Source organism: Mycobacterium gordonae (genome assembly GCF_017086405.1).
Classification (GTDB): Bacteria; Actinomycetota; Actinomycetes; order Mycobacteriales; family Mycobacteriaceae; genus Mycobacterium; species Mycobacterium gordonae_D.
In genome coordinates, this window is the sequence record NZ_CP070973.1 from 4,689,455 (window position 1) to 4,715,938 (window position 26,484).

The 26,484-nt window shown below is 67.0% G+C and carries 6 protein-coding genes and 1 pseudogene; 6 read left to right on the plus strand and 1 reads right to left on the minus strand.

What is annotated here, in order from left to right:
* Positions 1–30: 30 nt before the first annotated feature.
* Complete coding sequence (locus JX552_RS34190; protein ID WP_205873672.1) at positions 31–10,068, minus strand: PPE family protein; 10,038 nt, start codon at positions 10,066–10,068, stop codon at positions 31–33.
* A 317-nt stretch (positions 10,069–10,385) separates the two neighbouring features.
* Here JX552_RS34190 and JX552_RS20070 point away from each other — a divergent pair, with 317 nt between their 5' ends.
* The 6 genes and pseudogenes from JX552_RS20070 (at position 10,386) to JX552_RS20090 (ending at position 26,423) form a co-directional block, all read left to right on the plus strand.
* Positions 10,386–13,988 carry a PE domain-containing protein gene (locus tag JX552_RS20070; protein WP_205873673.1) on the plus strand — a complete coding sequence of 1,201 codons (3,603 nt, stop codon included), beginning with the start codon at positions 10,386–10,388 and terminating at the stop codon, positions 13,986–13,988.
* A gap of 121 nt (positions 13,989–14,109) precedes the next feature.
* Positions 14,110–18,582 carry a PE family protein gene (locus JX552_RS20075; protein WP_205873674.1) on the plus strand — a complete coding sequence of 1,491 codons (4,473 nt, stop codon included), beginning with the start codon at positions 14,110–14,112 and terminating at the stop codon, positions 18,580–18,582.
* Positions 18,583–18,780: 198 nt separating this feature from the next.
* Positions 18,781–19,092: pseudogene (locus JX552_RS32560) on the plus strand (class II glutamine amidotransferase domain-containing protein); the annotation flags it as partial.
* Positions 19,093–19,334: 242 nt separating this feature from the next.
* Positions 19,335–19,496, plus strand: coding sequence for an asparagine synthase-related protein (locus JX552_RS32565; protein WP_241010645.1), 162 nt, complete (start codon positions 19,335–19,337; stop codon positions 19,494–19,496).
* A 385-nt stretch (positions 19,497–19,881) separates the two neighbouring features.
* Complete coding sequence (locus JX552_RS20085; protein ID WP_205873675.1) at positions 19,882–26,028, plus strand: RHS repeat-associated core domain-containing protein; 6,147 nt, start codon at positions 19,882–19,884, stop codon at positions 26,026–26,028.
* Positions 26,029–26,054: 26 nt separating this feature from the next.
* A complete protein-coding gene (locus tag JX552_RS20090) occupies positions 26,055–26,423 on the plus strand; it encodes a hypothetical protein (RefSeq protein ID WP_205873676.1) in 369 nt (122 codons plus the stop codon).
* Positions 26,424–26,484 lie beyond the last annotated feature (61 nt).

The window sequence follows — 26,484 nt, forward strand, 5'->3', positions numbered from 1 at the left end:
CCCAGCAAGGGCCAACGGCTCGAGCTCGAGCTAGGGCCCGACGAAGTTATTGAGCAGGCCGGACAGTTGGGCGCCGAAGTTACCGACGCCGGAGACGAAAGCCTGCGTGGCGAGGTTCAGTGAACTGGTGTTGAACACGCCGGACACAGTGTTGCCCAGGTTTGCCCAGCCCGACGCGAGCGTGCCGAAGTTCTGGATGCCCGATATGTCGGTGCCACCGGCGTTGAACAGGCCCGATGTCTGGACGAAGCGGTTCGCAAAGCCGGACACGGCCCCAGTGGCGGAGTTGAAGAAGCCGGATGCGCCACTGCCGGAGTTGAAGAAGCCCGACGAAGGGGTCGCACCCGTGTTGAAGAAGCCCGGGCCGGCCTGATAGCCGAAGCCGAAGCTGAAGGGCCCCAGCGCACCGTTGCCGAGGATATTCGTGACATTGGTGAACACGAAATCGATCGGGGTTTGGGGTTGAACGGTGTTCAGGTTGAAGGTCACAGGCCCAATGTTGCTGTCGGAGTCCGTGATCCGGATGCCAAATATCGTCTCGGCTTGGATATGTATCGGGATCGAATAGGTGAATGCGCCCGCGGTAACGGAGTCGATGACGCCCGTGATCGGAATCTGGATGTTGAGCGGCACCTCGTAGTGGTACGGAATTGCCGGGAGAGTGTAGGTGTAGTTGAAGCCGAAGAGGCCTTGGTAGTCGCCCCTCCAGAGGAAGCCGTTACTGTAGCTGCCCGAAATGAAGGCGCCCGTGTCGACATTTCCGGAGTTGGCGATACCTGTGTTGGAGTTGCCGGTGTTGAGCCAGCCGGTGTTGTAGTCGCCGGCATTGAAGTCGCCGGTGTTGTAGTCGCCCGGGTTGAAGCTGCCGGTGTTGGTGTGGCCGACGTTGTAGAAGCCGGTGTTGTAGTTGCCCGCGTTGCCGATACCGGTATTGACCAACCCGGAGTTGAAAAGGCCCGTATTGGTGCTGCCGGTGTTGGCAATGCCGGTGTTGAAGGTGCCGGAGTTGCCGATCCCCCAGTTGCCGGTGCCGGAGTTGAAGAACCCGACGTTGCCGGTGCCCGAGTTGAACAGACCAATGTTGCCGCTGCCCGAGTTCAGCCCACCGAAGCCGAATGCGGAGTTGCCGGTGAGTCCGAAGCCGATGTTGCCGTTGCCGGTATTTCCGAAGCCGATGTTGCCGTTGCCGGTGTTGCCGAAACCGATGTTGAAGCTGCCGGTGTTGCCGAAGCCGAAGTTCTGCAGGGCCGCCGTCAGCGCCGGACCCGAGTTTCCGAAGCCGATGTTGCCGCTGCCGATGTTGCCGCTGCCGACGTTACCGCTGCCGAAATTGCCGCCGCCGAAGTTTTGTCCGCCGATGTTGCCATTACCCAGGTTGTAGCTGCCGAGGTTGCCGCTACCGAAGTTGAAGTCGCCGATGTTCGCGTTGCCGATGTTCAGCGAACCGAGATTGCCCAAGCCGACGCTGAAAGTGGTCTTTCCGGTGGCGCCATTTTGGAACAACCCGGCCAAGTCGGCGCCGACGTTGCTGAAGCCCGAGAGATATGCCGGCACGTTCATCGGGCCCAGTCCGGTATTGAAGGCACCCGAGATGCTGTTGCCGAGGTTGGCTATCCCGGATTGCAGCGATCCATAGTTCTGAATTCCCGAGTTTCCAAGCAATCCGGTCGCGTAGTTCAGCAAGCCCGAGCTGCCGCCGCCGAAGTTGCCGAAACCCGAGATGCTGCCGATTCCGGAGTTGAAGAACCCAGACGATGGGGTCGTGGTGAAGTTGAAGAAGCCCGGTGATGCGGGGATGTCGATGATCGGGATTCTGACGGGCCCCACGCCCGCGTTGCCCAGGATGGCAAGGACAGTCGAACCATCAAGGGCGCCGATGTTGAACGACACCGTGTTGACCGGGGGTTGGCTGCCAAAGTCAACGGTGATGGGTGTCGTGGCGGGGGCGTTGGCGGGCCCGCCGTGGACGCTGATGTTGCCGATGGTGATGTTGAATATCGCGGCGTCGATGCCAATGACTTCGGCAGTGCCGTTGATGTAGATCTGAGGGATGTTGATGGCCGACATCGACACGCTGGTGATGGTGGCGGTGACCGGGATATTGATCGGTGCACGAACGTCGAACTTGATGGGAATTTCGTCGACCGTGATGGAGTAACCGCCGGTGAGTACGCCCCGGTAGTCGCCCCGCCACAACAGGCCGTTGTTGTAACTGCCGGGGTTGAAGAGGCCGGTGTCGACGTCGCCCGAATTGCCCAGGCCGGTGTTGTAGTCGCCGATGTTGAACCAACCGGTGTTGTAGCTGCCCGGGTTGAAGCCGCCGGTGTTGGTGTGGCCGATGTTGTAGCTGCCGGTGTTGTAACTGCCCGCGTTGGCGATGCCGGTGTTGACCAACCCGGTGTTGAACAAGCCGGTGTTGGTACTACCGGTGTTGCCGATACCGGTGTTGAAGCTGCCGGAGTTGCCGATACCGAAGTTTCCGGTACCCGAATTGAAGAAGCCGACGTTGTTGGTGCCCGAGTTGAACAGCCCGATGTTGCCGCTACCGGAGTTCAAGCCACCGAAGCCCTGCAAGTTGTTGCCGCTGAGCCCGATGCCGATATTGCCGTTACCGGTGTTACCGAAGCCGATATTGCCGTCACCGAAGTTGCCGAATCCGAAGTTGTTGCTGCCGGTGTTGCCGAACCCAATGTTGTTCAGCGCCGCCGTCAATCCCGGGCCGCTGTTGCCGAAACCGATGTTGAAGCTGCCGATGTTCCCGCTGCCGACGTTCTGGCTGCCGACGTTGCCGCTGCCGACGTTGTAGCCGCCGAGGTTTCCGTTGCCCAGGTTGAAATCGCCGATGTTGCCGCCGCCCAGGCTGAATTGACCGATGTCGCCCAGACCGAAATTCCAGGTCGACCCGGTCGGGCCGTTGCGGAACAGGCCAGCGAGGTCTGCGCCGTGGTTGGACAGCCCCGACAGGCTGGCCGGTGTCGTGAACACATTGGCGGCGGAGCTGGTGTTGAAGAGACCCGAGACGGTGTTACCCAGGTTGGAGAAGCCCGACACCAGGGTGCCGACATTGTTGTAGCCCGAGCTTCCCAGGGCTTGCCAGTTGAACAGGCCCGATGTACTGGCACCGAGGTTCCCGAAGCCCGATACGCCACCGGCGCCGCTGTTGAAGAAGCCTGACGACGGGCTGGTGGTCGAGTTCCCGAAGCCAGGAGTCGCCGGGATGTGGATGAGCGGGATACGGATGGGGCCTGCCGTGCTACGGATGGAGATCGGGATCGACGTTGACCCGTCCGGGCTTCCGATGTTTCCGGTGATCGTGGGCAGGGTGCCGGTGATTGACGGAATTTGTATAGAGCTGATGGTGGCGTGGACGTTCGACCACAAGGGACCCGAGAAAGTAAGGTCGATCGGCGCCAGCGTAAAGCCGTAGACGCGCAAGGTGCCAAGGTTGATGTTGAGCGGGATATTAAGCGGAATGTTGACGTCAAGGTTGACGGCCGGGAATTCCGGGACCGTCAGCGTGTAGTCGAAGCCGACCAGGCCCTGGTAGTCATCCCGCCAAATGAAGCCGTTGTTGTAGCTGCCGGTGTTGAAGCCGCCGGTGTTGACGTTGCCCGAGTTCCCCACCCCGGTGTTGGTGTTGCCGGTGTTGAAGCTGCCGGTGTTGAAGCTGCCGGGGTTGGAACTGCCGGTGTTGGTGCTGCCGGTGTTGTAGCTGCCGGTGTTGAAGCTGCCCGCGTTGGCGATCCCGGTGTTGACGCTGCCGGTGTTGAAGAAGCCGGTGTTGGAATTTCCGGCGTTGCCGAAGCCGGTGTTGTGGCTGCCGGAGTTGCCGATGCCGAAGTTTCCGGTGCCGGAATTGAAGAAGCCGACGTTGTCGGTGCCCGAGTTGAACAGGCCGATATTGCCGCTGCCGGAGTTCCAGTTCCCGAAGCCGGACTGATTATTGCCGCTGAGCCCGATACCGACATTGCCGCTACCGGTGTTACCGAAGCCGATGTTGCCGTCACCGAAGTTGCCGAAGCCGAAGTTGTTGCTGCCGGTGTTGCCGAAGCCGATGTTGTTCAGGGCCGCCGTCAAGCCCGGGCCGCTGTTGCCGAACCCGAAGTTGAAGCTGCCGATGTTCCCGCTGCCGACGTTTTGACTGCCGATGTTTCCGCTGCCGAAGTTCTGGCCGCCGATGTTTCCATTGCCCAGGTTGAAATCGCCGATGTTTCCGCTGCCCAGGTTCGACTGGCCGATGTCGGCGAGGCCCAGGTTGAACAGCGATCCATCCGCGCTGCTGCGCAGGATGCCCGCAAGGTTGGTGCCGATGTTGCTGATCCCGGAGAGGTTGGCGGGTGTCGTGAAAGGATTGACGGCGGAACTGGTGTTGAAGAGACCCGACACGGTGTTGCCCAGGTTTGACACGCCTGAGATCAGTTCGCCAAAGTCTTTGTAGCCTGAGATTCCCGACATGCCGGACGCGAGGTTGAAGAAGCCCGACGCGTTGCCGCCGACGTTCATAAAGCCGGAAGAGCGGCCACTCCCGGAGTTGAAGAAGCCCGAAGACGGGCTCGTGGTGGAGTTTCCAAACCCCGGAAGCGGCTTGATGTTGACGCCCGTGAACGCGATAGGGAGCAGCCCACCATTGCCGGTGATATCGATCAATGGTCCGGTCGACCCCACCGGCGTGCCGATGTTGATCCCGATGAAGGGCAGGCCGATCGTCAGATTTGGGAAAACGATGGTGGTGAGACTGAGGTCCGCGTCGCCCAGGATCGTGCTGGCGTGGACGGTCAAGGACGGAATGGTGAAGCTCGAGATCGTGATGGTGGGCAGTACGGCGCCGATCGGTACGGACAGGTGAACCGGCACATGCAAGTTAATCGGAATAGCGCCGTCGGGAATGATCGTGGTCGCGTTGAAGGCGATCAGGCCTTGGTAGTCGGCCCGCCAGCCGATGCCGTTGTTGTAGCTGCCGGTGTTGAAGGCGCCGGTGTTGACGTCGCCGGAGTTGCCCACGCCGGTGTTGTAGTCACCGATGTTGTGGCTGCCGGTGTTGTAGTTGCCGGGATTGAAGTTTCCGGTGTTGGTGTTTCCGATGTTGTAGCTGCCGGTGTTGTAGTTGCCGGCGTTGCCGATACCCGTGTTGACCAGCCCGGTGTTGAAGAAACCGGTGTTGGTGCTGCCGGTGTTGCCGACGCCGGTGTTGTAGCTGCCGGAGTTGCCGATGCCCCAGTTGCCGGTGCCCGAGTTGAAGAAGCCGACGTTGTCGGTGCCCGAGTTGAACAGGCCCACGTTGCCGCTGCCGGAGTTCCAGTCCCCGAAGCCCTGCAGGTTGTTGCCGCTGAGCCCGATACCGATGTTGCCGCTACCGGTGTTGCCGAACCCGATGTTGCCGTCACCGAAGTTGCCGAAGCCGAAGTTGTTGCTGCCGGTGTTGCCGAACCCGATGTTGCTCAGGGCCGCCGTCAACCCCGGGCCGCTGTTGCCGAACCCGATGTTGAAGCTGCCGATGTTCCCGCTGCCGACGTTCTGGCTGCCGATGTTGCCGCTGCCGACGTTGGAGTCGCCGAGGTTCCCCAGGCCAAAGTTGAAGTCCCCGATGTTCCCCAGGCCGACGTTGAGCCCGCCTACGTTCCCAATGCCCAGGTTGAAGTTCGTGCTGCCGGCGATGGTGCCGTCGTAGACGTTGCGGAACAATCCCGCCAGGTTGCTGCCGGTGTTCGATAGGCCGGAGATCTGAGCAGACGTCGCCATGGTCAGCGTGCTGGTGTTGAACACACCCGATACGGTGTTGCCGAAGTTTTCGAAACCCGACTGCAGGGCGCCGTAATTCATGAAACCCGAATTTCCGAAAATCCCCGAAGAGATGTTCTGGAAACCCGAGTTGTTTGCGCCGAAGTTTCCGAATCCCGAATTGCCGCCGATGCCGCCGTTGAAGAATCCCGAGGAGGGGCCGGTGCTGGTGTTGAAGAAGCCCGGTTTGAACGGCTGGTTGTAGATCGTCCAGTCGGCGGGGCCGATGCTGAAGGTGGCAGGCACATATAGCGCTGTCGTACCGTTCGGATTGCCGATGCTGACACTCAACAGCGAGAGGTTGAAGGTGATTGGAGGGATGGTGAGGGCATTGATAGTTCCGGAAACCAGGGTGATTCCTGAGAATAATCCGTAGGTGATATCAAAGGGAATACTGGGAATGAATATTCCATTATATGCGCCGCTGGTGATCGTCGCCGTAATGGGTATGTTGATGGGGACATTGACGGTGAGGTGCCCCGGCATTTCGGGAATATGAATTGTGTAGTTGCCGCCCATCAGGCCTTGCTCGTTGCCCCGCCAGAACAGGCCGTTGTTCATGTTGCCCGAGATGAAAGCGCCGGTGTCGTAGCTGCCCGAGTTCACCAGGCCGGTGTTAAAGCTGCCGGCGTTGAAGAATCCGGTGTTGTGATGGCCCGGGTTACCGATGCCGGTGTTGAAGCTGCCGATGTTGGAATTCCCGGTGTTATAGGAACCCGCGTTGGCGATCCCGGTGTTGACGAAGCCGGTGTTGAAAAGGCCCGTGTTGGCATTGCCGGTGTTGCCGAGGCCGGTGTTGTAGCTCCCGGAGTTGCCGATGCCGTAGTTGCCGGTGCCCGAGTTGAAGAAGCCGACATTGTTGGTGCCCGAGTTGAACAGGCCGATATTGCCGCTGCCGGAGTTCCAGTCCCCGAAAGCGAGCAGTCGATCGCCGCTGAGGCCGATGCCAATGTTGCCATTACCGGTGTTGCCAAAGCCGATGTTGCCATTGCCGGTGTTGCCAAAGCCGATGTTGTCGTTTCCGGTGTTGCCGAACCCGATGTTGTGGATGGCCGCCGTCAGCGAGGGGCCGCTGTTGCCGAAGCCGATGTTGCCGAAGCCGATGTTTCCGCTGCCGAAGTTCGTACTGCCGATGTTGCCGAAGCCGATATTCGCGCCACCAATGTTTCCGCTGCCGAGGTTTCCGCTGCCGAAATTTCCATTGCCGAAGTTCAACTGGCCGTGATCGGCCAGACCCAGATTGATGGCCAGACCGTAGGCGCTGTCGCGGACGGTGCCGGCGAAGTTTGTGCCGACGTTCGCCAGGCCGGAGAGGTTGGCCGCCGTCGCGAGGTCAACCGTGCTGGTGTTGTAAATGCCGGAGACGGTGTTGCCGAGGTTCGCCAGCCCCGAGGACAGCGCACCGAAGTTCTGAATGCCGGATATGTTGGTGCCGACGTTGAAAAAGCCAGACGCGCGGCCGGGGCCGGCGTTGAAGAAACCCGACGACGGCAAGGTCGTCGCATTGCCGAATCCCGGCATCGGGTTGACTTTGATCAGCTGAATGGTGCCGCCCTCGAAAGCACCGGTGATACCAATGCCTACGCTCGTGTTCGGTCCGCCGATGGTGAGTGTCACCAGGGGAAGACTCAGGGTAGAACTCGATATGACGATGGGGCCCAGGGTCAACGTGATCGGGTCGGGCGGCGGCGAAAGGTAGGTTGAGAACTGTTGCACGCCACCCGGCAACTCCAACAGCGTTCCGCCGAATTGCATCACTTCGTTGACCGGGATGACCATTGATTGGTCGAATGCCACGCTGGGGATCGTGACCTTGAGATCGATAGCGATCTGGCCAGCGTTATCGCCTTCGGCGAGAATGCTGTTGTTGTAATTGCCTGTGTTGAGGAAGCCGGTATTGGTATCGCCGGGGTTGAGGCCGCCGGTGTTGTAGTCGCCGGGATTGAAGGTGCCGGTATTGATGTTGCCGACGTTGACAAACCCCGTGTTGTAGTTGCCGACGTTGGCGATTCCGGTGTTCGCGATACCGGTGTTAAACCAGCCCGTGTTCAAGCTGCCGGCGTTGCCGTAGCCGGTATTGCCGGTGCCGGGGTTGCCGATGCCCCAGTTGCCGGTGCCCGCGTTGCCGATCCCGACGTTCCCGGTGCCCGAGTTGAACAGGCCGATGTTGTTGGTGCCGGAGTTGAACAGGCCCAGGTTTCCGCTGCCGGTGTTCAGGGCTCCGAAGCCGACCAGGCCCGTGCCGCTCAACCCGATGCCGATGTTTCCGCTGCCCGTATTCCCGAATCCGAAATTGCCGAAGCCATTGTTGCCGAACCCGGTATTGTTGTTACCCAGGTTCCCGAAGCCGGTGTTGTAGTCGCCGAGGTTCCCCAAACCTTTGTTGAAGTCGCCCAGGTTGCCGTTGCCGAAGTTTTGGTTACCCACATTGCCGATGCCGGTGTTCGACGCGCCCGAGTTGCCGAAACCGATGTTGTCCTGGCCGGAGTTACCGCCTCCGGTGTTTCCATTGCCTACGTTGCCGATGCCGATGTTGTGGTCGCCGACGTTGGCGAAGCCGGTGTTCTTGATGCCGACGTTGGCCAGGCCGGTGTTGCTGGTGGGATCGGAGCCGCTGAACAGACCCGCCACATTCGGGCCGGTGTTGTAGACACCGGACACATAGTTGGGGGTGGTGAGGTTCTCCGGGTAAGCGCTGTTGAGAATGCCCGAAATCGTGTTACCGGTGTTGAACAAACCGGATGCCGCCACGCCGGTGTTGATCAGCCCTGAGAGCCCGAGGCTTCCCGACGATGAGTTGAACAGGCCCGAAACGTTGCCTCCGGAGTTCAAAAAGCCCGAAGCGCTGCCGCCGCCGCTGTTGAAGAAGCCCGACGAAGGGACGGAGGTGGAGTTGCCGATACCCGGCGACCCACCGATCAGTCCCTGGTAGTCGCCCCGCCAGAAGAGGCCGTTGCTGTAGTCGCCGGTAATGAACGCGCCGGTGTTGACGTTGCCTGCGTTTGCCAAGCCGGTGTTGTAGCTGCCGGTGTTGATCCAGCCGGTGTTGTAGCTGCCGGTGTTGAAGCCGCCCGTGTTGCTGCTGCCCGAGTTGTTCGTGCCCGTGTTGTAGTTGCCCGAGTTACCGATGCCGGTGTTGGCAATGCCTGGGTTGAAGAGGCCGGTGTTGGCGGCCCCGGAGTTGCCGACACCGGTGTTGAAGAGGCCGGAATTGCCCACACCGAAGTTCCCGATCCCCGAGTTGAAGAAGCCGGTGTTGTTGGTGCCGGAGTTGAACAAGCCGCTGTTGCCGGTGCCGGAGTTCAGTCCGCCGAACCCGCTCATGTTGTCGCCCGTCAGCCCGATGCCGACGTTGCCGTTGCCGGTGTTAGCGAAGCCGATGTTGCCGTTGCCGGTGTTACCCAGGCCGATGTTGTTGCTGCCGGTGTTGCCGAAGCCGATGTTGTGAATGGCCGCTGTCAGAGATGGACCGCTGTTTCCGAAACCGATGTTGCCGAACCCAATGTTGCCCGGCCCGACGTTTCCGGAGCCGATGTTCGCGCCGCCGAGGTTGTAGTTGCCGATGTTCCCGTTGCCGAGATTGCCGACGCCGAGATTGGCCAGGCCGAGGTTGATGGTGAGCGGAAGAGCGGCAGCACCGCTGGCGGCCGCCGCCGCCGCACCGGCCGCACCGGCCGGCACCGCTCCCGCAAGCTGGGCGCCGGCCGCATTCGCCGCCGCGACAAGGGCGCTCGATGCGCTTGCCACGCGGCCCACCGCGTCCCCCAGAATCGGCAGCGGCAGGCTGAACGGCGTCAAGCCCGACGCCACCGCGGAAGCCCCGGAGTAGTAGCCGAACATCGCGGCCACATCCTGCGCCCACATGCCCTCGTACTGTGCCTCGATGGCCGCGATCGCCGGCGCGTTCAAGCCCAGCAGATTCGACCTCACCAGCGATACCAGTTGAGCGCGGTTGGCGGCCACGACCAGCGGATGCACGGTCGCGGCCTGCGCTGCCTCGAATGCCGCCGCCACTATCCGGGCTTGGCCAGCTGCTTCACCCGCTTGCGCCGCCGCCGATCTCAACCAGCCCAGATAAAGTCCGGCGGAGCCTGCCATCGCGACAGCCGCCGAACTCTGCCAAGCCGATTCCAGAAGCCCGGTAGTCACCGAACCGAAGGAGGCCGCGGCCGAAGACAATTCGGTGGCCAAGCCGTCCCAGGCAGCCGCGGAAGCCAAGATCGACCCTGATCCCGCGCCCAGGAACATCCGCGCCGAGTTGACCTCGGGTGCCAATACCGCAAAATCCATACGCTGTCCTTCGCGGGGTGACCCCACCGGGGTGGCGGTCAGTTTCATCAACGCCGGCGTACAACGGCCCTACCGTAGCGGCCCGGCTGCGGTTTCACGGGAGGTTCTGCACATTCGGCATAAGTTTTTTCCCAATTTTCTGCACAGAATGTATTCATCCCATAGTGACTCCGGGTTTTGCTTGACGCCGTGCGCAGACATTTGCGCCATTCGGGCGAAAAACGTAAACGGTGCGCCCGCGGTGGGCTACCGTGTCTCACTGCGCTGATCGTTGCTGGTGGTTTTCCGGGTGTTCCTGAGGTACGGCGAGGTCGCTGATGGCATTCATGGTGGTTTCACCAGAGATGGTGGCGGCTGCGGCTTCGGACGTGGCGGGTATCGGTTCGACGATCTCTGCGGCCAATGCGGTCGCGGCGCAGTCGACCACGGGACTGGCCAGCGCGGCCGCCGACGAGGTGTCGCGGGCGATTGCGGCCATGTTCTCCGGGCATGCGCTGGGCTACCAGGAGGTGGCCGTGCAAGCGGCCGTGCTGCATGACCAATTTGTGCGGACATTGGCTGCGGGTGGCACCGGGTATGCGCGCGCGGAAACAGTCAATGTCGGGCAGCTGGTGCTGGATGTGATCAACGCACCTACCCAGCAGTTGCTGGGGCGTCCGCTGATCGGTAATGGCACCAACGGGGCGCCGGGCACCGGGCAGGCCGGCGGGCCGGGTGGGTTGTTGTACGGCAACGGCGGCAACGGCGGATCGGGAGCGGCGGCGCAGGCGGGCGGTGCCGGTGGCGACGCGGGTCTAATCGGTACGGGCGGTGCTGGTGGCGCAGGGGGCGCCGCGGCGGCCGGCGGGAACGGCGGGGCCGGGGGGTGGCTGTATGGTGCGGGCGGCGCCGGCGGGGCGGGTGGCAATAGCGCGACGATGGGGGGCACCGGTGGGGCCGGCGGGGCCGGCGGCGTGTCCCCGCTGATCGGCTACGGCGGCATCGGTGGTGCCGGCGGTATGGGCGGACCCAATGGTGGCGCGGGCGGCAACGGTGGTGCGGGCGGCAACGGCGGGCAGTTCATCGGCGCGGGCGGCACCGGTGGTGCCGGCGGGGCGGGCAGCGCCGGTGCTGCCGGCGGGATCGGCGGCGCCGGTTCCGCCGGTGGATCGGGTGGCGCCGGCGGCGCCGGCGGCAATGCCGGTGTACTGGGGGCTGGCGGCGTCGGCGGGCTCGGCGGTGCGGGAGCGACCGGCGGCGACGGCGGTGCCGGCAGCGATGCGCAGCTCGGCGGTGCCGGTGGGGCCGGTGGTCACGGCGGGGCCGGGGGGCAGTCGGGTCAAGGCCCCCTGCTCGGGTTGTCCGGCGCTGGCGGCAATGGCGGTGCCGGCGGTCACGGCGGTGCCGGCGGAGCCGGCGGCAAGGACACCGCCGTCCTCGGGGCGGCCAACGGCGGCGGCGGCGGCGCCGGCGGCGACGGCGGCGGCGGCGGGGCAGCTGCCGGTATGGCCGCGGTGGCCGGCAACGGCGGTGCCGGTGGTGGTGGCGGGGTGGCCGGCAAAGGCGGCGTCGCGACCAACAACGCCCACAACGGCGCTAGCGGCGGTGTCGGCGGCGCCGGTGGGGCCGCCGGGGCGGGCGGTAACGCCAGTAACGGGGCGGTCAACGGCAATGGCGGGCTGGGCGGCAGCGGCGGCGCGGGTGGCGATGGCGGTCATGGCGCCAACGCCACCGGCGCCCTGGCCGGCGGCAAGGGCGGCAACGGCGGTGCCGGCGGCAAGGCCGGTGCCGGCGGTGCCGCCGGCACCGGCGGCGTCAGTGGAACGGCGGGTGCCTACGGCAACGGCGGCAACGGCGGCAACGGCAGTTTCGGCGGTAACGGTGGCACCGGGGCCGCCGGCGGAGCCGGGCTGAGCGGCGATCCCGGGCCGGCCGGCGGAGCCGGTGGCAACGGGGGGGCCGGCGGCGGCAGCGGTCCCGGCGGCACCAACGGCAGCGGCGGCAACGGCGGCAACGGCGGGGTGGGTGGCACCGGCGGCAACGGCGGCCCGGCCGTCGTTGACGGCACCAACGGTGGCAACGGCGGCATGGGCGGGACCGGAGGAAACGCCGGAACCGCCGGCCTCGCCGGGTCCGGAGGAGCCGGCGGTAGCGCCGGCATATCCGGTGACGGCGGCAAAGGTGGACTCGGGGGCAACGGCGGTGCCGGCGACACCGGCCCCCCGGCACCGTCGGCAACATCAACGGCGGCAACGGCGGTGACGGCGGGGACGGCGGACAAGGCGGAACCGGCGGTAAAGCCGCTGCCGGTGGCACCAACGGCGGCGGCGGCAACGGCGGCAACGGCGGCAACGGCGGCAACGGCGGTGTCGGCCTCGCCGGCACGGCGAGCGTGGATGGCGGGGACGGCGGCAACGGCGGCAACGGCGGCGCCGCCGGGAAAGCCGGCCTGGCCGGGACCGGTACCGGCAACGCGGGAACCGTCGGCAAGGCAGGCATCGGCGGCAACGGCGGCAACGGCGCCAACGGCGGGTTGGGCGGCAACGGCACCAATAACTTCAACACCGACGGCGGCGCGGGCGGCAACGGCACGAAGGGCGGCAGCGGCGGGCAGGGCGGCGCCGGCGGCGCCAGCAACGGTGGCACCGCCGGCAGCGGTGGGGCCGGCGGCAACGGCGCCAACGGTGGCAACGGCGGCCAAGGAGGCAACGGCATCACCCCTGCGGACGGTAGCTCCGACGGCCCGCCTGGCGGCGACGGCGGCATCGGCGGCACCGGCGGCGTCGGCGGCAACGCCGGCGCGGGCGGCAAGGCCGGCAGTGGCACTGGCGGCACTGCGGGCAACGCGGGCGTCGCCGGGGCCGGCGGCAACGGCGGCAACGGCGGCGTCGGCGGCAACGGCGCCAAGGGTTCCTACGCAGTCTTCGGTGACGGCTATAACGGAGGTGCCGGCGGCGGCGGTGGTCAGGGCGGTGCCGGGGGTCTTGGCGGCAATGGCGTGGCCGGCGTCGGCGGCGGCAACGGCGGCAAGGGCGGCAACGGCGGCCTGGCCGGCGCCGGCGGCGGGGGTGGCACAGCGGGCGCATTCGGCAACGGCGGGCCAGGCGGCACCGGCGGTATCGGCGGCATCGGCGGCATCGGCGGGAACGGCGGATTCGGCGGCGGCAAGGGCGGCGCAGGCGGCAACGGCGGCAGTGGCAACACCGGCGGAACCGGCGGACCCGGGGGTGACGCCGGCCGGAATGGCGGGGCCGGCGGCACCGGCGGCGCGGGCGGCGATGCCGGCCACGGCGGCCAGGGCAACGGCGCGAATGGCGGCGCCGGCGGCAAAGCCGGCAACGGCGGCAAAGGAGGCGCCGGCGGCGACGCTACAAACTTTGCCATCCTCTCCTCGGGCTATGACGGCGGCAACGGCGGCACCGGTGGCGCAGGCGGGAGCGGCGGTCTCGGCGGCGGAGTCTCCGGCAAAGGTCTCGGCGGCGACGCCGGCGCCGGCGGCAACGGTGGTACCGGCGGCACCGGAGGTCACGGTGGCGACAGTCAAGTTATCGCCACCAACAACGGCAATGGGGGCAACGGCGGCAACGGCGGGGTGGGCGGCAACGGAGGCAGTGCCACCGCTCCGGGCGGCAAAGCTGCCGCCGGCGGCAATGGCGGCACCGGCGGCACCGGCGGTGACGGCAGCACGTTCGGCAACGACGACTACGCCGGCCTCGGTGGTGTGGGCGGCACCGGCGGTACGGGCGGCACGGGCGGTAATTCCGCCACCGGAAACTCTGGCAACTTCGGAACCGTCGGTGACCCCGGTAGCGGCCCGACCGGCGGGCAGAACAACCGACCCCCGAACGGCGGCAGCGGGGGCGCCGGCGGCACCGGCGGTAGCGGTGCGACTTAGTCGCAGTGCCGTTCTCACGCGCCACTGGCTGGTCAACGGTCTGTAAGAGAAAGGACGGGCATTCGAGTGAAAGCGTCAACTCATGCTCGCGACCGGGCGCGGTGTCTGGTCTTTTCGGTCGTTGCCGGTGGTGTTTCGGGTTGTCTTGAGGGACGGCGAGGTCGCTGATGACTGTTTTGGTGGTATCACCGGACATGGTGGCGGCTGCGGCCTCGGACGTGGCGGGTATCGGTTCGACGATCTCTGCGGCCAATGCGGTCGCGGCGCAGTCGACCACGGGACTGGCCAGCGCGGCCGCCGACGAGGTGTCGCGGGCCATTGCGGCCATGTTCTCCGGGCATGCGCTGGGCTACCAGGAGGTGGCCGTCCAGGCGTCCGTGCTGCATGACCAATTTGTGCGGACATTGGCTGCGGGTGGCACCGGGTATGCGCGCGCGGAAACAGTCAATGTCGGGCAGCTGGTGCTGGATGTGATCAACGCACCTACCCAGCAGTTGCTGGGGCGTCCGCTGATCGGCGACGGCACCAACGGGGCGCCGGGCACCGGGCAGGCCGGCGGTCTGGGTGGGTTGTTCTACGGCAACGGCGGCAACGGCGGATCGGGCGCAGCCGGTCAGCCCGGCGGTCCCGGTGGGGACGCGGGTCTGCTCGGCGCGGGCGGTGCTGGTGGTGCCGGGGGTGCCGGTGCGGCCGGCGGGGCCGGCGGGGTCGGTGGCTGGGTGTGGGGTGCGGGTGGAGCCGGTGGGGCCGGTGGAAACAGCGCGACGGCGGGCGGCACCGGTGGGGCCGGCGGGGCCGGCGGCGTGTCCCCGCTGATCGGCTACGGCGGCCCCGGTGGTGCCGGCGGCATGGGCGGACCCAACGGTGGCGCGGGCGGCAACGGTGGTGTGGGCGGCAACGGCGGGCAGTTTATCGGTGTGGGCGGTACAGGTGGTGCCGGTGGGGCTGGCAGCGCCGGTAATTCCGTCGGGGCCGGTATGAACGGTTTCAATGGTGGGTCGGGCGGTCATGGCGGGGTCGGCGGCAACGCCGGTGTCGTGGGCATCGGTGGGGTCGGCGGGCTCGGCGGTGCCGGTGGGGCCGGCGGTGACGGCGGGGCCGGCGGCGTGGGGCAATTCGGCGGCGCCGGCGGAGCCGGTGGTGACGGTGGAGGTGGGGGTCAATCCGGTCAAGCACCGCTGCTCGGCCTGGGCGGCGATGGTGGCCATGGCGGGGCCGGCGGTCACGGCGGTGCTGGCGGGGTCGGCGCCAACGACACCGTCGCCGTGGGGGCGACCAAAGGCGGCAACGGCGGTGCCGGTGGTAACGGCGGCCTGGGTGGAGCAGCGGCCGGGATCACCGCGGCCGCGGGCAATGGCGGTGCCGGTGGTAGCGGCGGGGCGGCCGGCAACGGCGGGGTCGCGACAAACAGCGCCCACAGCGGCGGCAGCGGCGGACGCGGCGGAGCCGGTGGGGCCGCCGGAGCCGGCGGTAACGCAAGCAATTTCGCCATCAACGGCAACGGCGGGACCGGCGGCAGCGGCGCGACCGGTGGCGACGGCGGTCACGGCGCCAACGCCCCCGGCGTCCAGGCCGGCGGCGCCGGCGGCAATGGCGGCGACGGTGGCAATGCTGGGGCCGGCGGCGCCAACGGCGCCGGCGGCATCGGCGGGACCGCGGGCACCTACGGCAGCGGCGGTCACGGCGGCAACGGCAGTTTCGGCGGCAATGGTGGCATCTCGGCCGCCGGCGGGGCCGGTCAAGACGGCAATCAGGGGCCCAGCGGCGGGGCCGGTGGCAACGGCGGGGCCGGCGGCAACAGCGGGCCCGGTGGCAGCAACGGCTCGGGCGGCAATAGCGGCAACGGCGGTATGGGTGGCACCGGCGGGGCGGGTGGCACGGCCCTCGCTGCGGGCACCAAGGGCGGCAACGGCGGGGGCGGCGGGACCGGCGGCAATGCCGGCATCGTCGGCGCCGCGGGGACCGGAGGCGTCGGCGGTACCGCTGGCGCATCCGGAAACGGCGGCAACGGCGGACTTGGAGGCAACGGCGGTAACGGCGCCGTCGGGAAAGACGGCGCGGGCGTCAGCATCAACGGTGGCACCGGTGGCGGCGGCGGAGACGGCGGTAAGGGCGGAACCGGGGGCAAGGCCAGCGCCGGTGGGACCAACGGCAACGGCGGCAACGGCGGCGTCGGCGGACTCGGCGGCGTCGGCGGCAATGGCCTGTCCGACTTGAACACTGACAGCGGCAACGGCGGCAACGGCGGCAGGGGTGGCGCCGGTGGCGGCGCCGGCAAGGCCGGCCTGGCCGGTACGGGTACCGGTGCAGCGGGCACCGTCGGCAAGGCGGGGGTCGGAGGCAACGGCGGCAACGGCGGCAACGGCGGCTCCGGCGGCAACGGCGCCGACAACCCGAACGTCGACAGCGAACCCGGAGGCGGCGGCGGTGCCGGCGGCCACGGAGGCCAAGGCGGCCAGGGCGGCGCCGCAAACGGCGGAACCGCCGGCAGCGGCGGCAACGGCGGCAACGGCTCTAACGGCGGCAAGGGCGGCCACGGAGGCGACGGTCCCACGTACGGCCAGGGCACCGGGGCCGGAGCCAACGGCGGCAACGGCGGAGACGGCGGATCGGGCGGTCCTGGCGGCAACGCGGGCTTAGGCGGCTTCGCCGGCATCGGCGGTGGCGGTACTACTGGCAAAGCAGGCATCGCCGGCCACGGCGGCGATGGTGGAAACGCAGGTAATGCCGGAAATGGCGCAAAGGGTGACTACTCCATTATCAACGGGGACGGTTATGCCGGCGGCAACGGTGGCAACGGCGGTCGGGGTGGCAACGGCGGAAACGGCGGTAAAGGCTTTGGCGGCGTCGGCGGCGGGAACGGCGGAAACGCGGGCAACGGCGGCGCGGCCGGCTTTGGTGGCGACGGCGGCACACCCGGCCCGGGAGGTAACGGCGGCCCCGCCGGCAATGGCGGCAATGGCGGCGCCGGCGGCAACGGAGGCGAAGGCGGTCTCGGCGGGGGTAAGGGCGGCAACGCCGGCAATGGCGGCAACGGCAACTTCGGCGGAAATGGCGGCTCGGGCAGCTTCATCGCCGGTCAAGACGGCGGCCCCGGCGGCGCCGGCGGCGCCGGCGGCAACGGCGGCACCGGCGGCAACGGTTACGGCGCAATAGCCGGCATCGGCGGCAAAGCCGGCAACGGCGGCGCAGGGGGCAACGGCGGTGCCGGCGCCGAAGCAGTGTTCGGGACCGCCGACGACGGCGGAAAGGGTGGCAACGGCGGCAACGGCGGTCTAGGCGGCAGCGGCGGCAGCTCGTTTGGTGCCAACGGCGCGGGCAGTGGTCCCCCTGGCGGCGGCGGAAATGGCGGCACCGGCGGTAACGGTGGCTCGGGCGGTTCGGGCGGCGTGGGCGGCACAGGCGATACCGGATCAGGAGGCAACGGCGGACCCGCCGGCAATGGCGGGAGCGGCGGCAACGGCGGCAGCGGCGGCGCAGGCGGTGGCGAAGGCGGGGCCGGCGGCAACGGCGCCAACGGCGGCAGCGGCGGTAACGGCAACGGCAATAGCAGCCACAACGGCGGAAATGGCGCTACCGGCGGCAACGGCGGTAATGGTGGCAACGGCGGCAACGGCAGCGGCGCCAAGGCCGGCGCCGGCGGCAACGCGGGCAACGGTGGCACGGGTGGCAGCGGCGGCAACGCCTCGTGGGCCGCCTTCGGAGACGGCTACACGGGCGGCAGCGGAGCTATCGGCGGCAACGGCGGAACTGGCGGCAACGGCGGCATCGCCCTCGGGGTGGTCGGCGGCGGGGGCAATGGCGGCACCGGTGGCAACGCCGGGGCCGGCGGTGGCGGCGGCAACGGCGGCACCGCCGGCACCGGCGGCCACGGTGGCCAAGGCGGCAACGCTGCCGCAGGCGGCAACGGAGGAAATGGCGGCAACGGCGGTTTCAGCGGCGGTAAAGGCGGCCAGGGCGGCAACGGCGCCAACGGCGGCAACGCCGGCAGCGGCGGCGAAGCCGGAGCGGTCGGCACATCGGGCGGCAATGGCGGCAACGGCGGCAACGGCGGCAAAGCCGGTAGCGGCGGCACCGGCAACGGCGCCAGCGGGGGCAACGCCGGCGTCGCCGGCAACGGCGGCAACGGCGGCAACGGCAATTCGGGCAACCCGAATCTGGGCGGAAATAACGGCGGAAACGCCGGTAGCGGCGGCACCGGCGGCAGCGGCGGCAACGGCGGCGGCATCATCAATGGCGGCACCGGCGGCACCCCGAGCAAGGGCGGGACCGGTGGGAACGGCGGCACCGGCGGCTATGGCGGGTATGCCGTTATCGGCGACAACGGCAACGGCGGAACCGGAGGCGCAGGCGGAGCCGGCGGAACCGGCGGCAGTGGAACCGTACCCGGCGTCTCCGGCGCTCAAGGCGGCACCGGCGGTAGCGGTGGTAACGGCGGCGGCGGTAACACCAAGGGTGACTCCAAGTACTGGGGCATCGGCGGTACCGGCGGCAGCGGTGGCACGGGCGGCACGGGCGGTAAAGGTGGAAACGGCGGATCCGGCGTCGGTGGAATCGCCGGTACTCCCGGCAGCGCGGGCAATAAGCCGAATGCCGGCGGCGGGGGCGGCGGCGGCACCGGCGGAGCCGGCGGCACCTAAACCCTCGGCGGCGGACTCCCCCACGTTTGGCTCACATGGCGGCGTTGCCAGTTCGGCGGCGGGCGATCGTGGGACGCGTGCGGTCGGCGGGTGGCGACCGCGGAAGATTGCGGAGGGGCACAACGATGTGCGGGACATTTGCTGCAATGACGTGCCGGGGTCTCTCCGACTCAACGGAGTGATGCCGCGCTCAAGCGCTTGCAGCACCGTGGGCCGGATGGCTCCGGCACCTGGACATCGCGGGACGGGCAATGGACCCTCGGACACACGCGGTCGTCAATCATCTTCTTGCACAATGGAACTCAACCCATAACCAGTCCAGACGGTCTGGTGCACCTCGTTGTGAACGGCGAGTTCTACGGCTACCGCGAGATCCGCGAGCGAATCAACGCGAGCGGTTACCTCTTCTCTACCGCCAGCGACAGCGAGATCGTGATGCACCTCTACGCCGAGCGCGGAATTCAGTCGACGACGCAACTCCGCGGCGAATTGGCGGTAGTCATCGCCGACGAACGCCAACGCGCGATGTACGCAATCCGCGATCGCTTGGGCGTCAAACCCCTCTTACGCGGCGGTGGACGGCGACGTGTACTTCGCGTCGAAGATCAAGGCGCTGTTGGCGCTCGGGGTCCCCGCGAAGAAACCGAATTCGCCGGAATCACTACCATGCCGCCGGGCTGCTATGCGGTAGCCCGAGATGGCGGTGTCCGCATTTACCTTACTGGGATTAAGAGATCCCGACAGCCGATCAGATGCGCGCAGACACCCGAAGTGAAGCCGAGATCGTCGTCGAATTTCGTGCGACTCTCCGAGATGCGGTGCGGCACAGGCTGGTCGCCGACGTCGAGGTCGCGTCGTATCTCAGTGGTGGCATCGCTCCCGCGCCGTCCCCGGCCTGGCCCAGCAGGAGATGAACCGGCTGATTCGCGCCTTCACACTCACCTTCGAGAACCCGCTTTACGACGCGGCCCGCGTCGCCGAAGAACAGGCCCAAACGCGTCGGCGCGACGTACCACCACCGTCGAGAAACCGCATGAGTAGTGGGGTCCAGAAGGCGGCGGTAGATCTCGACGCAAAAAGGCACCCAAGGTGCCAGAAAAGGCGTGAACCAGCATGTCCGCCCCCCTCCTGACCTGCGGCGATCTGCGCCGAAGGTCGCAACAAGGAAGTAAGATGATCCGTCAACGTTCGCTCCAGACGATGGCGACGGGTGAATCCTGAGCAGGGCGCCAGGATGTGCGACCCAGCGTGTGACTGGTTGCGGTTGTCGGTGACCGCGTGACTTGCTGAGGGGGTGTAGTGGCGCCGCTGGACGTTGATCCTCGGCAGTTGTCGGGCGCCGGGGACAAGCTCTCCGGTGACGGGGACGGGCTGGCGGCGGCGTTGGCTACGTTGACGGGCGGCATTTCGGGTGCCTATCCCGGCCACGATGGTGCTGCGATCAAGTTCGGCACCGAATACCTCAAGACCGGTCAAGGGTTGCTGAAGGCGGGAGCCGCGGCAATCAGCGCGTCCCAGCGAATGGGGTACGGGATCAAAATGTCGGCGTATAACTATGCGCTGGCCAATGCCGCGTCGATTCCCGGTGGGGGCACACCGTCGCTGCCGATACCGCCGTGTCCGGCCCCGCATCAGGCGCCAGGGATGTCGAGTCCCTTCGGCCCGGGGATCGCCGAGCCACTGCTGTGGGTGATCGTGGAGCAATTCGTCGGAGACTATTGGCCCGACGGGAATCCCGGCTCGCTGCGGGCCGCGGGCGGCGCGTGGGCGGCCTTCGCAGAGGCACTGAATCAAACTGCTGCCGATGTGGCGCTCACCGAGGGCCAGCTGGCCGGGCAGCATCTTCCCGAAGCGGGCCTGATGTTCGCTGCCATCAACAGTCTCTGCACAGGCATGCTGGACGTTGCGCGCCAGTGCATGCAGGTAGCGAATGCCTTGACGTCGTTTGCCGGCAAAGTCGAGACCACCCAGAACGCGATCCGGGATCTGCTCAACCGGCTCAACCCGATGAGCGGCAGCCTGGTTGGCCTCGCGGTATCGCTGTTCGAAGACGGCGACCCGCTGGCCACCATCAAAGCCGTCGCCGACGACATCAAGGCTGTGCTGAGCCACATGAAAGACGAAGCGGCAGCCGACCAGTGGGTATTTGGGCAAGTAATGGGGTTGGTTGACTCGACCACCGACAGCCTCGAACGCTGGGTCAGCAAGGAATTCCCGACGGTTGCGCCGGTCGTCAACGCATACCTGGATATCGAGAACGGGGTCATCCACAGCGCCGCCGACACGGTGCAGGGCATCGAGGGCCTGGACCCGACGCGGTTCTTGTATGACCCGCAGGGGGCGCTCAAGACCTGGAAAGACATGGCCGACACACTTGGCATGGGTGTCCCGCCGATCTTGATCACGCAGCTGGCCACTAATCCGCAAGGTGTGCTCGACAGAGTCAAGGCGTTGGTGGACGCCAAAGACTGGTCCGGCGATCACCCGCTGCGCGGGTTGGGGCACAACATCGGCGATATCGCCCAGTTCTTCATCCCCGGTGTCGGAGAAGCCAAACCCGCCGCGGCGGCCGCCGAAACCAGCGCACGGTTGAGCGAGGCCGGTGTTGGTCTGGAAACCCGGCTGGCATCTGAGGGAGCCGGCGATGCCACCGGCCTGTTGAGCCGCGCTGGCGAGGCCGGCGGGGATCTCAGCACCCGGGCGGGCAAAGTCGCGAGCGACCTCGATCAGCTCAACGCCCCGACGATCGAACCCCCGCGGCCGTCGCCGGGCCCGGACGGCCCACCGCAACGCGCGCTGCCCGCCGACCATCCAAACGGCCCACCGCCCCCGTCGCAGCCAGGCCTGCCGGCCGCGGAGACCAAACCGACCGCGGTGCCCCACGAGCCGGCCACGCCACCGGAGCATCCCACCGCGCACACACCGACTGAGCCTGTGCAGGCGCCGCGCACCGAACCGGCCCCCCACAACGCCCCGCTCGAACCGGCCCACCCCTCAGCGCCGGACCAAACTCCGGGACCTCATGCACCGAACGACCTCACCGCGACGCCCCACACCGAACCGCCACCGCCCGCACACCCACCCGCGGAGGCTCGCGAACTCCCGGTGAGCGAGCGGCCGGCCGGCGAGCACCCCACCGGGCGCGCTCCCGCCGAGCCGGGGGGAGCGCCACACGCCGAGTCGCCGACCGCACCGCATCCGACCGAACACACCCCGTCTGAACTGCTCCGATCCCCGCACGATGACCTACCGGCCGGGCCGCACCCGCCCGGCGAGCCCGGGGCAGCACCGCACGCTGAACCAGGCGAGGCTGGTGAGCACGCCCGGACGCCCCCGCCGCACGAGCCAGGCCAAGTGCGCCCGGTCGAAGCGCCGGTGTCACCTGGGCACCCGCCGCAAGCCGCACCTGCCGCACCGGGGCCGGGCACTCATCTCCCGCCGGTCTCGGAGATGGGCGCAAAACCTGTCGCGGCTGCCTCCGGTGAGGCCACGCGCACTGCGGCGCAGGCAGCGGAGGCAGCCAAGGCGCCACCGGTAGCGCCAACCGAAGCTGCGGGAGCGCGCAGTCTTCCCTCGGAAGCCAGGAACGCACCGGCCGACGGCGCCCACGGCCCGGCAGACACCCCGGCCGGCCTGGCCGACCGGACAGCACCCGCTGGGGACAGGTCAGCGCCCGGAGGCGGCCCGCGCGAGGGCCATCCCGGTGACCCGCACCTACCGGAGAACGACCACGACCCGTTCGCCCAGGCTGACCACGACCGAGGCCTCGCCGAGGACGCCCGCGAACCGGGCTCCTCCCGTGAACTGGCGGACTGCTGCGCCAACGGCGAACCGGTCAATATGGCCACCGGTGAGTACTTCTTGCCGATGACCGACATCGAGTTGCCGGGGGTGCTGCCACTGCTGTTGACGCGCCAGCACCGTTCGAAGTACCGCCGCGGCGTGTGGTTCGGGCCGTCGTGGACCTCGACCTTCGATGCTCGGGTTGTGGTCACCGAGGACGCCGTCACCACCGTCGGCGCCGACGGCGCCTTGCTGTCCTTCGCGCACCCCAGCCCTGATCGACCGGAACGACCCCGGCACGGCCGCAACTGGCTCTTGTTTGCGACCACCGACGGTGGCTACCGGCTGTTGAGCCAGGACACCGAACGCAGCTACCACTTCGAACCCAAGAACGGACTCAACGGCACCGACCTGGCCCTCGGGGTGCTGTCCATCTCGGCAATCACCGACCGTTACCAGAACCGGATCCTGTTCTCCTACACCGACAATGGCATCCCTTCAGCAGTCGAGCATTCGGGCGGCTATCGGATCGAGGTGCACTCCGACGGCGCCCGCATTACTGGTTACGACCTGGCCAGCCCGAGCGGCACGGGGATTGCGGTGCGACGGTTCGGGTATGTGGGCGGGGATCTAGCCGCGGTCACCGACGGGTGCGGCGCGACGACGACATTCGTGTATGACCGCGATCACCAGATGGTGTCTTGGACCGATTCGGTGGGTGCGCACTACGAGAACGTGTACGGCACCGACGGGCGGATCACCAGCCAGCAGGGCACCGACGGGGTGTGGGCGGGCACCTTCGACTACGTGTCCACCGCCGAAGGCCTGGTGTCGACCTACACCGACGCCTACGGCGCCCAGACCGCCTACCAATTCGACGCCGATCTTCAACCGCGGAAGGTACTTGACCCCGAAAATCGTCTCACCACAACCGAATTCAACCGATGGCGCGATCCCCTGGCAGTGACGGACCCAACCGGTGCCCGCACGCAGTATGAGTACACCGAAGACGGCGACATCGCCACCCTCACCGATGCCCTCGGCGCGGTCACCCAGATCGACTATGCCGGGCCGCGTCGCCCCACTCGCATTGCGCGCCAGGGCCACTCACCGACATCGTTGAGCTACGACGCAGCCGGAAACGTCGTCGAGGTGGCCTGCGACGGCGCCAGCCGACGCTACGAGCACAACAGTGCCGGTGCCCTGATCGCCATCATTGACGAAGAAGGCCGCCGCACCCGGATCACCGTCAACGCCGCCGGACTGCCCACCCGTATCACCGACCCGGCTGGCGCCACCACCGACATCGACTACGACCTCTTCGGCCGCGCAGTCGCAGTGACCGATCCGCGCGGGCATCGCACCACCGTGACCCGCGACGCCGAAGGCCGGGTCCTGCGGCGCGTCGCCGCCGACGCCAGCAGACAATCCTGGCGCTACGACGGCGAAGGCAACTGCCTAATCCACATCGACGAACTCGGCGCCCGCACCCGCTTCGAATACGGCCTCTACGACAAACTCACTGCACGCATCGCTCCGGACGGGTCACGCACCGAGTACCGCTACGACCAGGCGCGCCGACTCATCGAGGTCGTGAATCCCGACGGGTTGGCTTGGCGCTACGCGTATTACCTAGATGGTCGCCTGCGGTCGCAGACCGACTTCAACGGCGCGACCACCGCCTATCGCTACGATCCGGTCGGACGGCTCGCGGAGAAGACCAACGCCGAGGGCCAGTCGATCCGTTACACCTACGACGCTCTCGGGCGCATCATCACCGAAGCCACCGACGCGGCAATGGAATCGGATGCGTTCGCAGGCGAGCTCACCCGCTACCGCTACGGCCCTGACGGTCACCTGATCGAGGCCGCCAACGTTCACGGCACCGGAACCTATCGGTACGACGGGATCTCTCGAACGTGCACCGCATCGTGGGACGGGCGGCTGGTGGAGTCGTCGTTTGATGCCGCTGGCCACCTGGTCGGTGTCCGTAGTCCCAGCGGTGTCCGCGCCGACTACACCTACGACAGCCGCGGACTGCTCAGCGCCGTGCGGGCTGCGGGGCGGGCAATCAATCTGCACAGTGACGCCGCGGGGTGGATCACCCGCGCCGAGGTAGGCCGCACCACGTTGCAGCGCGAGTTCGACCCACTGGGGCGGCTGCTTGCCCAATCGCTGCACGCCTCCACCGAGGGCCAGCTGTTCCTTGAATCGACGCCGCGCGATCCGGTGCTGACCCAGTCCGCCTACACCTACCGGCCTGATGGTGCCCTGATCACCCGCATGGTCGACCTGGTCGACACTCGCTACCAGCTTGATGCGCTGGCTCGCGTCAACGCCTGCACCCTCAATGGCGCGGTCGCCGAAGAGTTCGGCTACGACGCCACCAACAACATCACCACAGCCGGCCCGCCCAATACCGAACCACGACATCAGCGGTGGGACTACCGCCGCACACTGCTGCTCGACGACGGCCGCTCCCACTACAGCTATGACCGGGCCGGCCGACTCATCCGCACCGTCACCCGCCGCCTGGGCCGCAAGCCCGAGGTATGGCACTACCGCTGGGACGCCTACGACCGCCTCCGGATGGTCACCACCCCCGACGGCCAGATCTGGGCCTACGGCTACGACCACCTCAACCGGCGCACCCACAAAACCAACACCACCAACGGCAACAAGGTGTTGTTTACCTGGCTCGGTGACCAACTCCTCGAGCAAACCACTGTCGCACCCCAGGCCAGCGACACCAGCCCCCGCCAGACGACCACCTGGGCCTACCTACCCGACGCACCCACACCTGTCGCGCAGATCACCACCACCGCGAACACCCCCACCCAACCACCCGTCGACATCCCGCTACGACTCGGCACTAGACCGCCACCGCCGCCGACGCCGGCCGGCGAGAAGTCCCAACCTGACATCGACCGCGCCTTCTTCGCGATCATTACCGACCACATCGGCACCCCCACCCACCTCATCGACCCCGCCACCGCCACCGTCAGCGGCCGCGCCAGCACCACCCTGTGGGGACACACCACCTGGACCGGCGCCACATCCACACCCCTTCGCTTCCCCGGCCAATACCACGACCCAGAAACCGGCTGGCACTACAACCGCCACCGCTACTACCACCCCCACACCGCCCGCTACACCACCCCCGACCCCCTCGGGCTAGCACCCGCACCGAACCCCCACACCTATGCGCAAAATCCCACCACCACAATCGACCCACTGGGCCTGGCGCCAATCGGGGCATGCGAACAACCACACCATGATTCGGGCACACGCGGTTCGTACAGCCCGGTGGCCGAGGCAAGAATTCCACGAGAAATGTGGCAGCATTCGGATGCTCGACATTTTCAGGAAGCCAATCGACAGCTCTATCACCAAGTGTTGAATAGTCCAGATCTTCTAGACTTCATTGAGTCAAGATATCCCGGAACAATGGAACACGTTACTCCTAGTCGTGTTGGCGAAGACGGACTGCCTAATGGACAATTCTCGCGCAGGCCGCCGCCGGGACTGACATGGCATCATCATGAGTTGCCTGGATTGATGCAACTCGTTGACCGTATCGATCATGCCACGCGCCACGGTGACTATCATCCGAAGGGGTACGGTGGTCGAGCGATCTGGGGCGGAGGAAGCACGAGGCGTTAGGCACTACCGATACACCGAGGAGCGTAATGGCGATCGATGAACCGATTGTTTTTGATAATCTTGATAGTCTAATTTCAGGTATTTCATCGCTCAAAGATAGCGATGACTGGATCTACACAGATATGGATCGCTTAGCTCGAGATCCCCGCGCAAACAAATATTATTACCTCCCGGAGGAATGGATTCTGAGCCTGCCCCCAGGAGAGTCCTACATCGATGAAGAGGGGCTTGAAATGCCAGAAATTGTTCGGGGTCTCGGCCTTCGGGGATGGAGATTGGCGAGTGATTTAGCGCTGCTCGCATCCGAAGTCTCCGGCGCAGAAGACGTCGCAGCCTCGTTCGTAGAAGGATTGCAAAAGTGGGAGGATGAGCAGCCTAATTGGCGCACGAGATAGACACAACAATGCCTGCGCGTCAACTTCATACGTCACAACGGCAGCGACCTTCGGGCAGCAC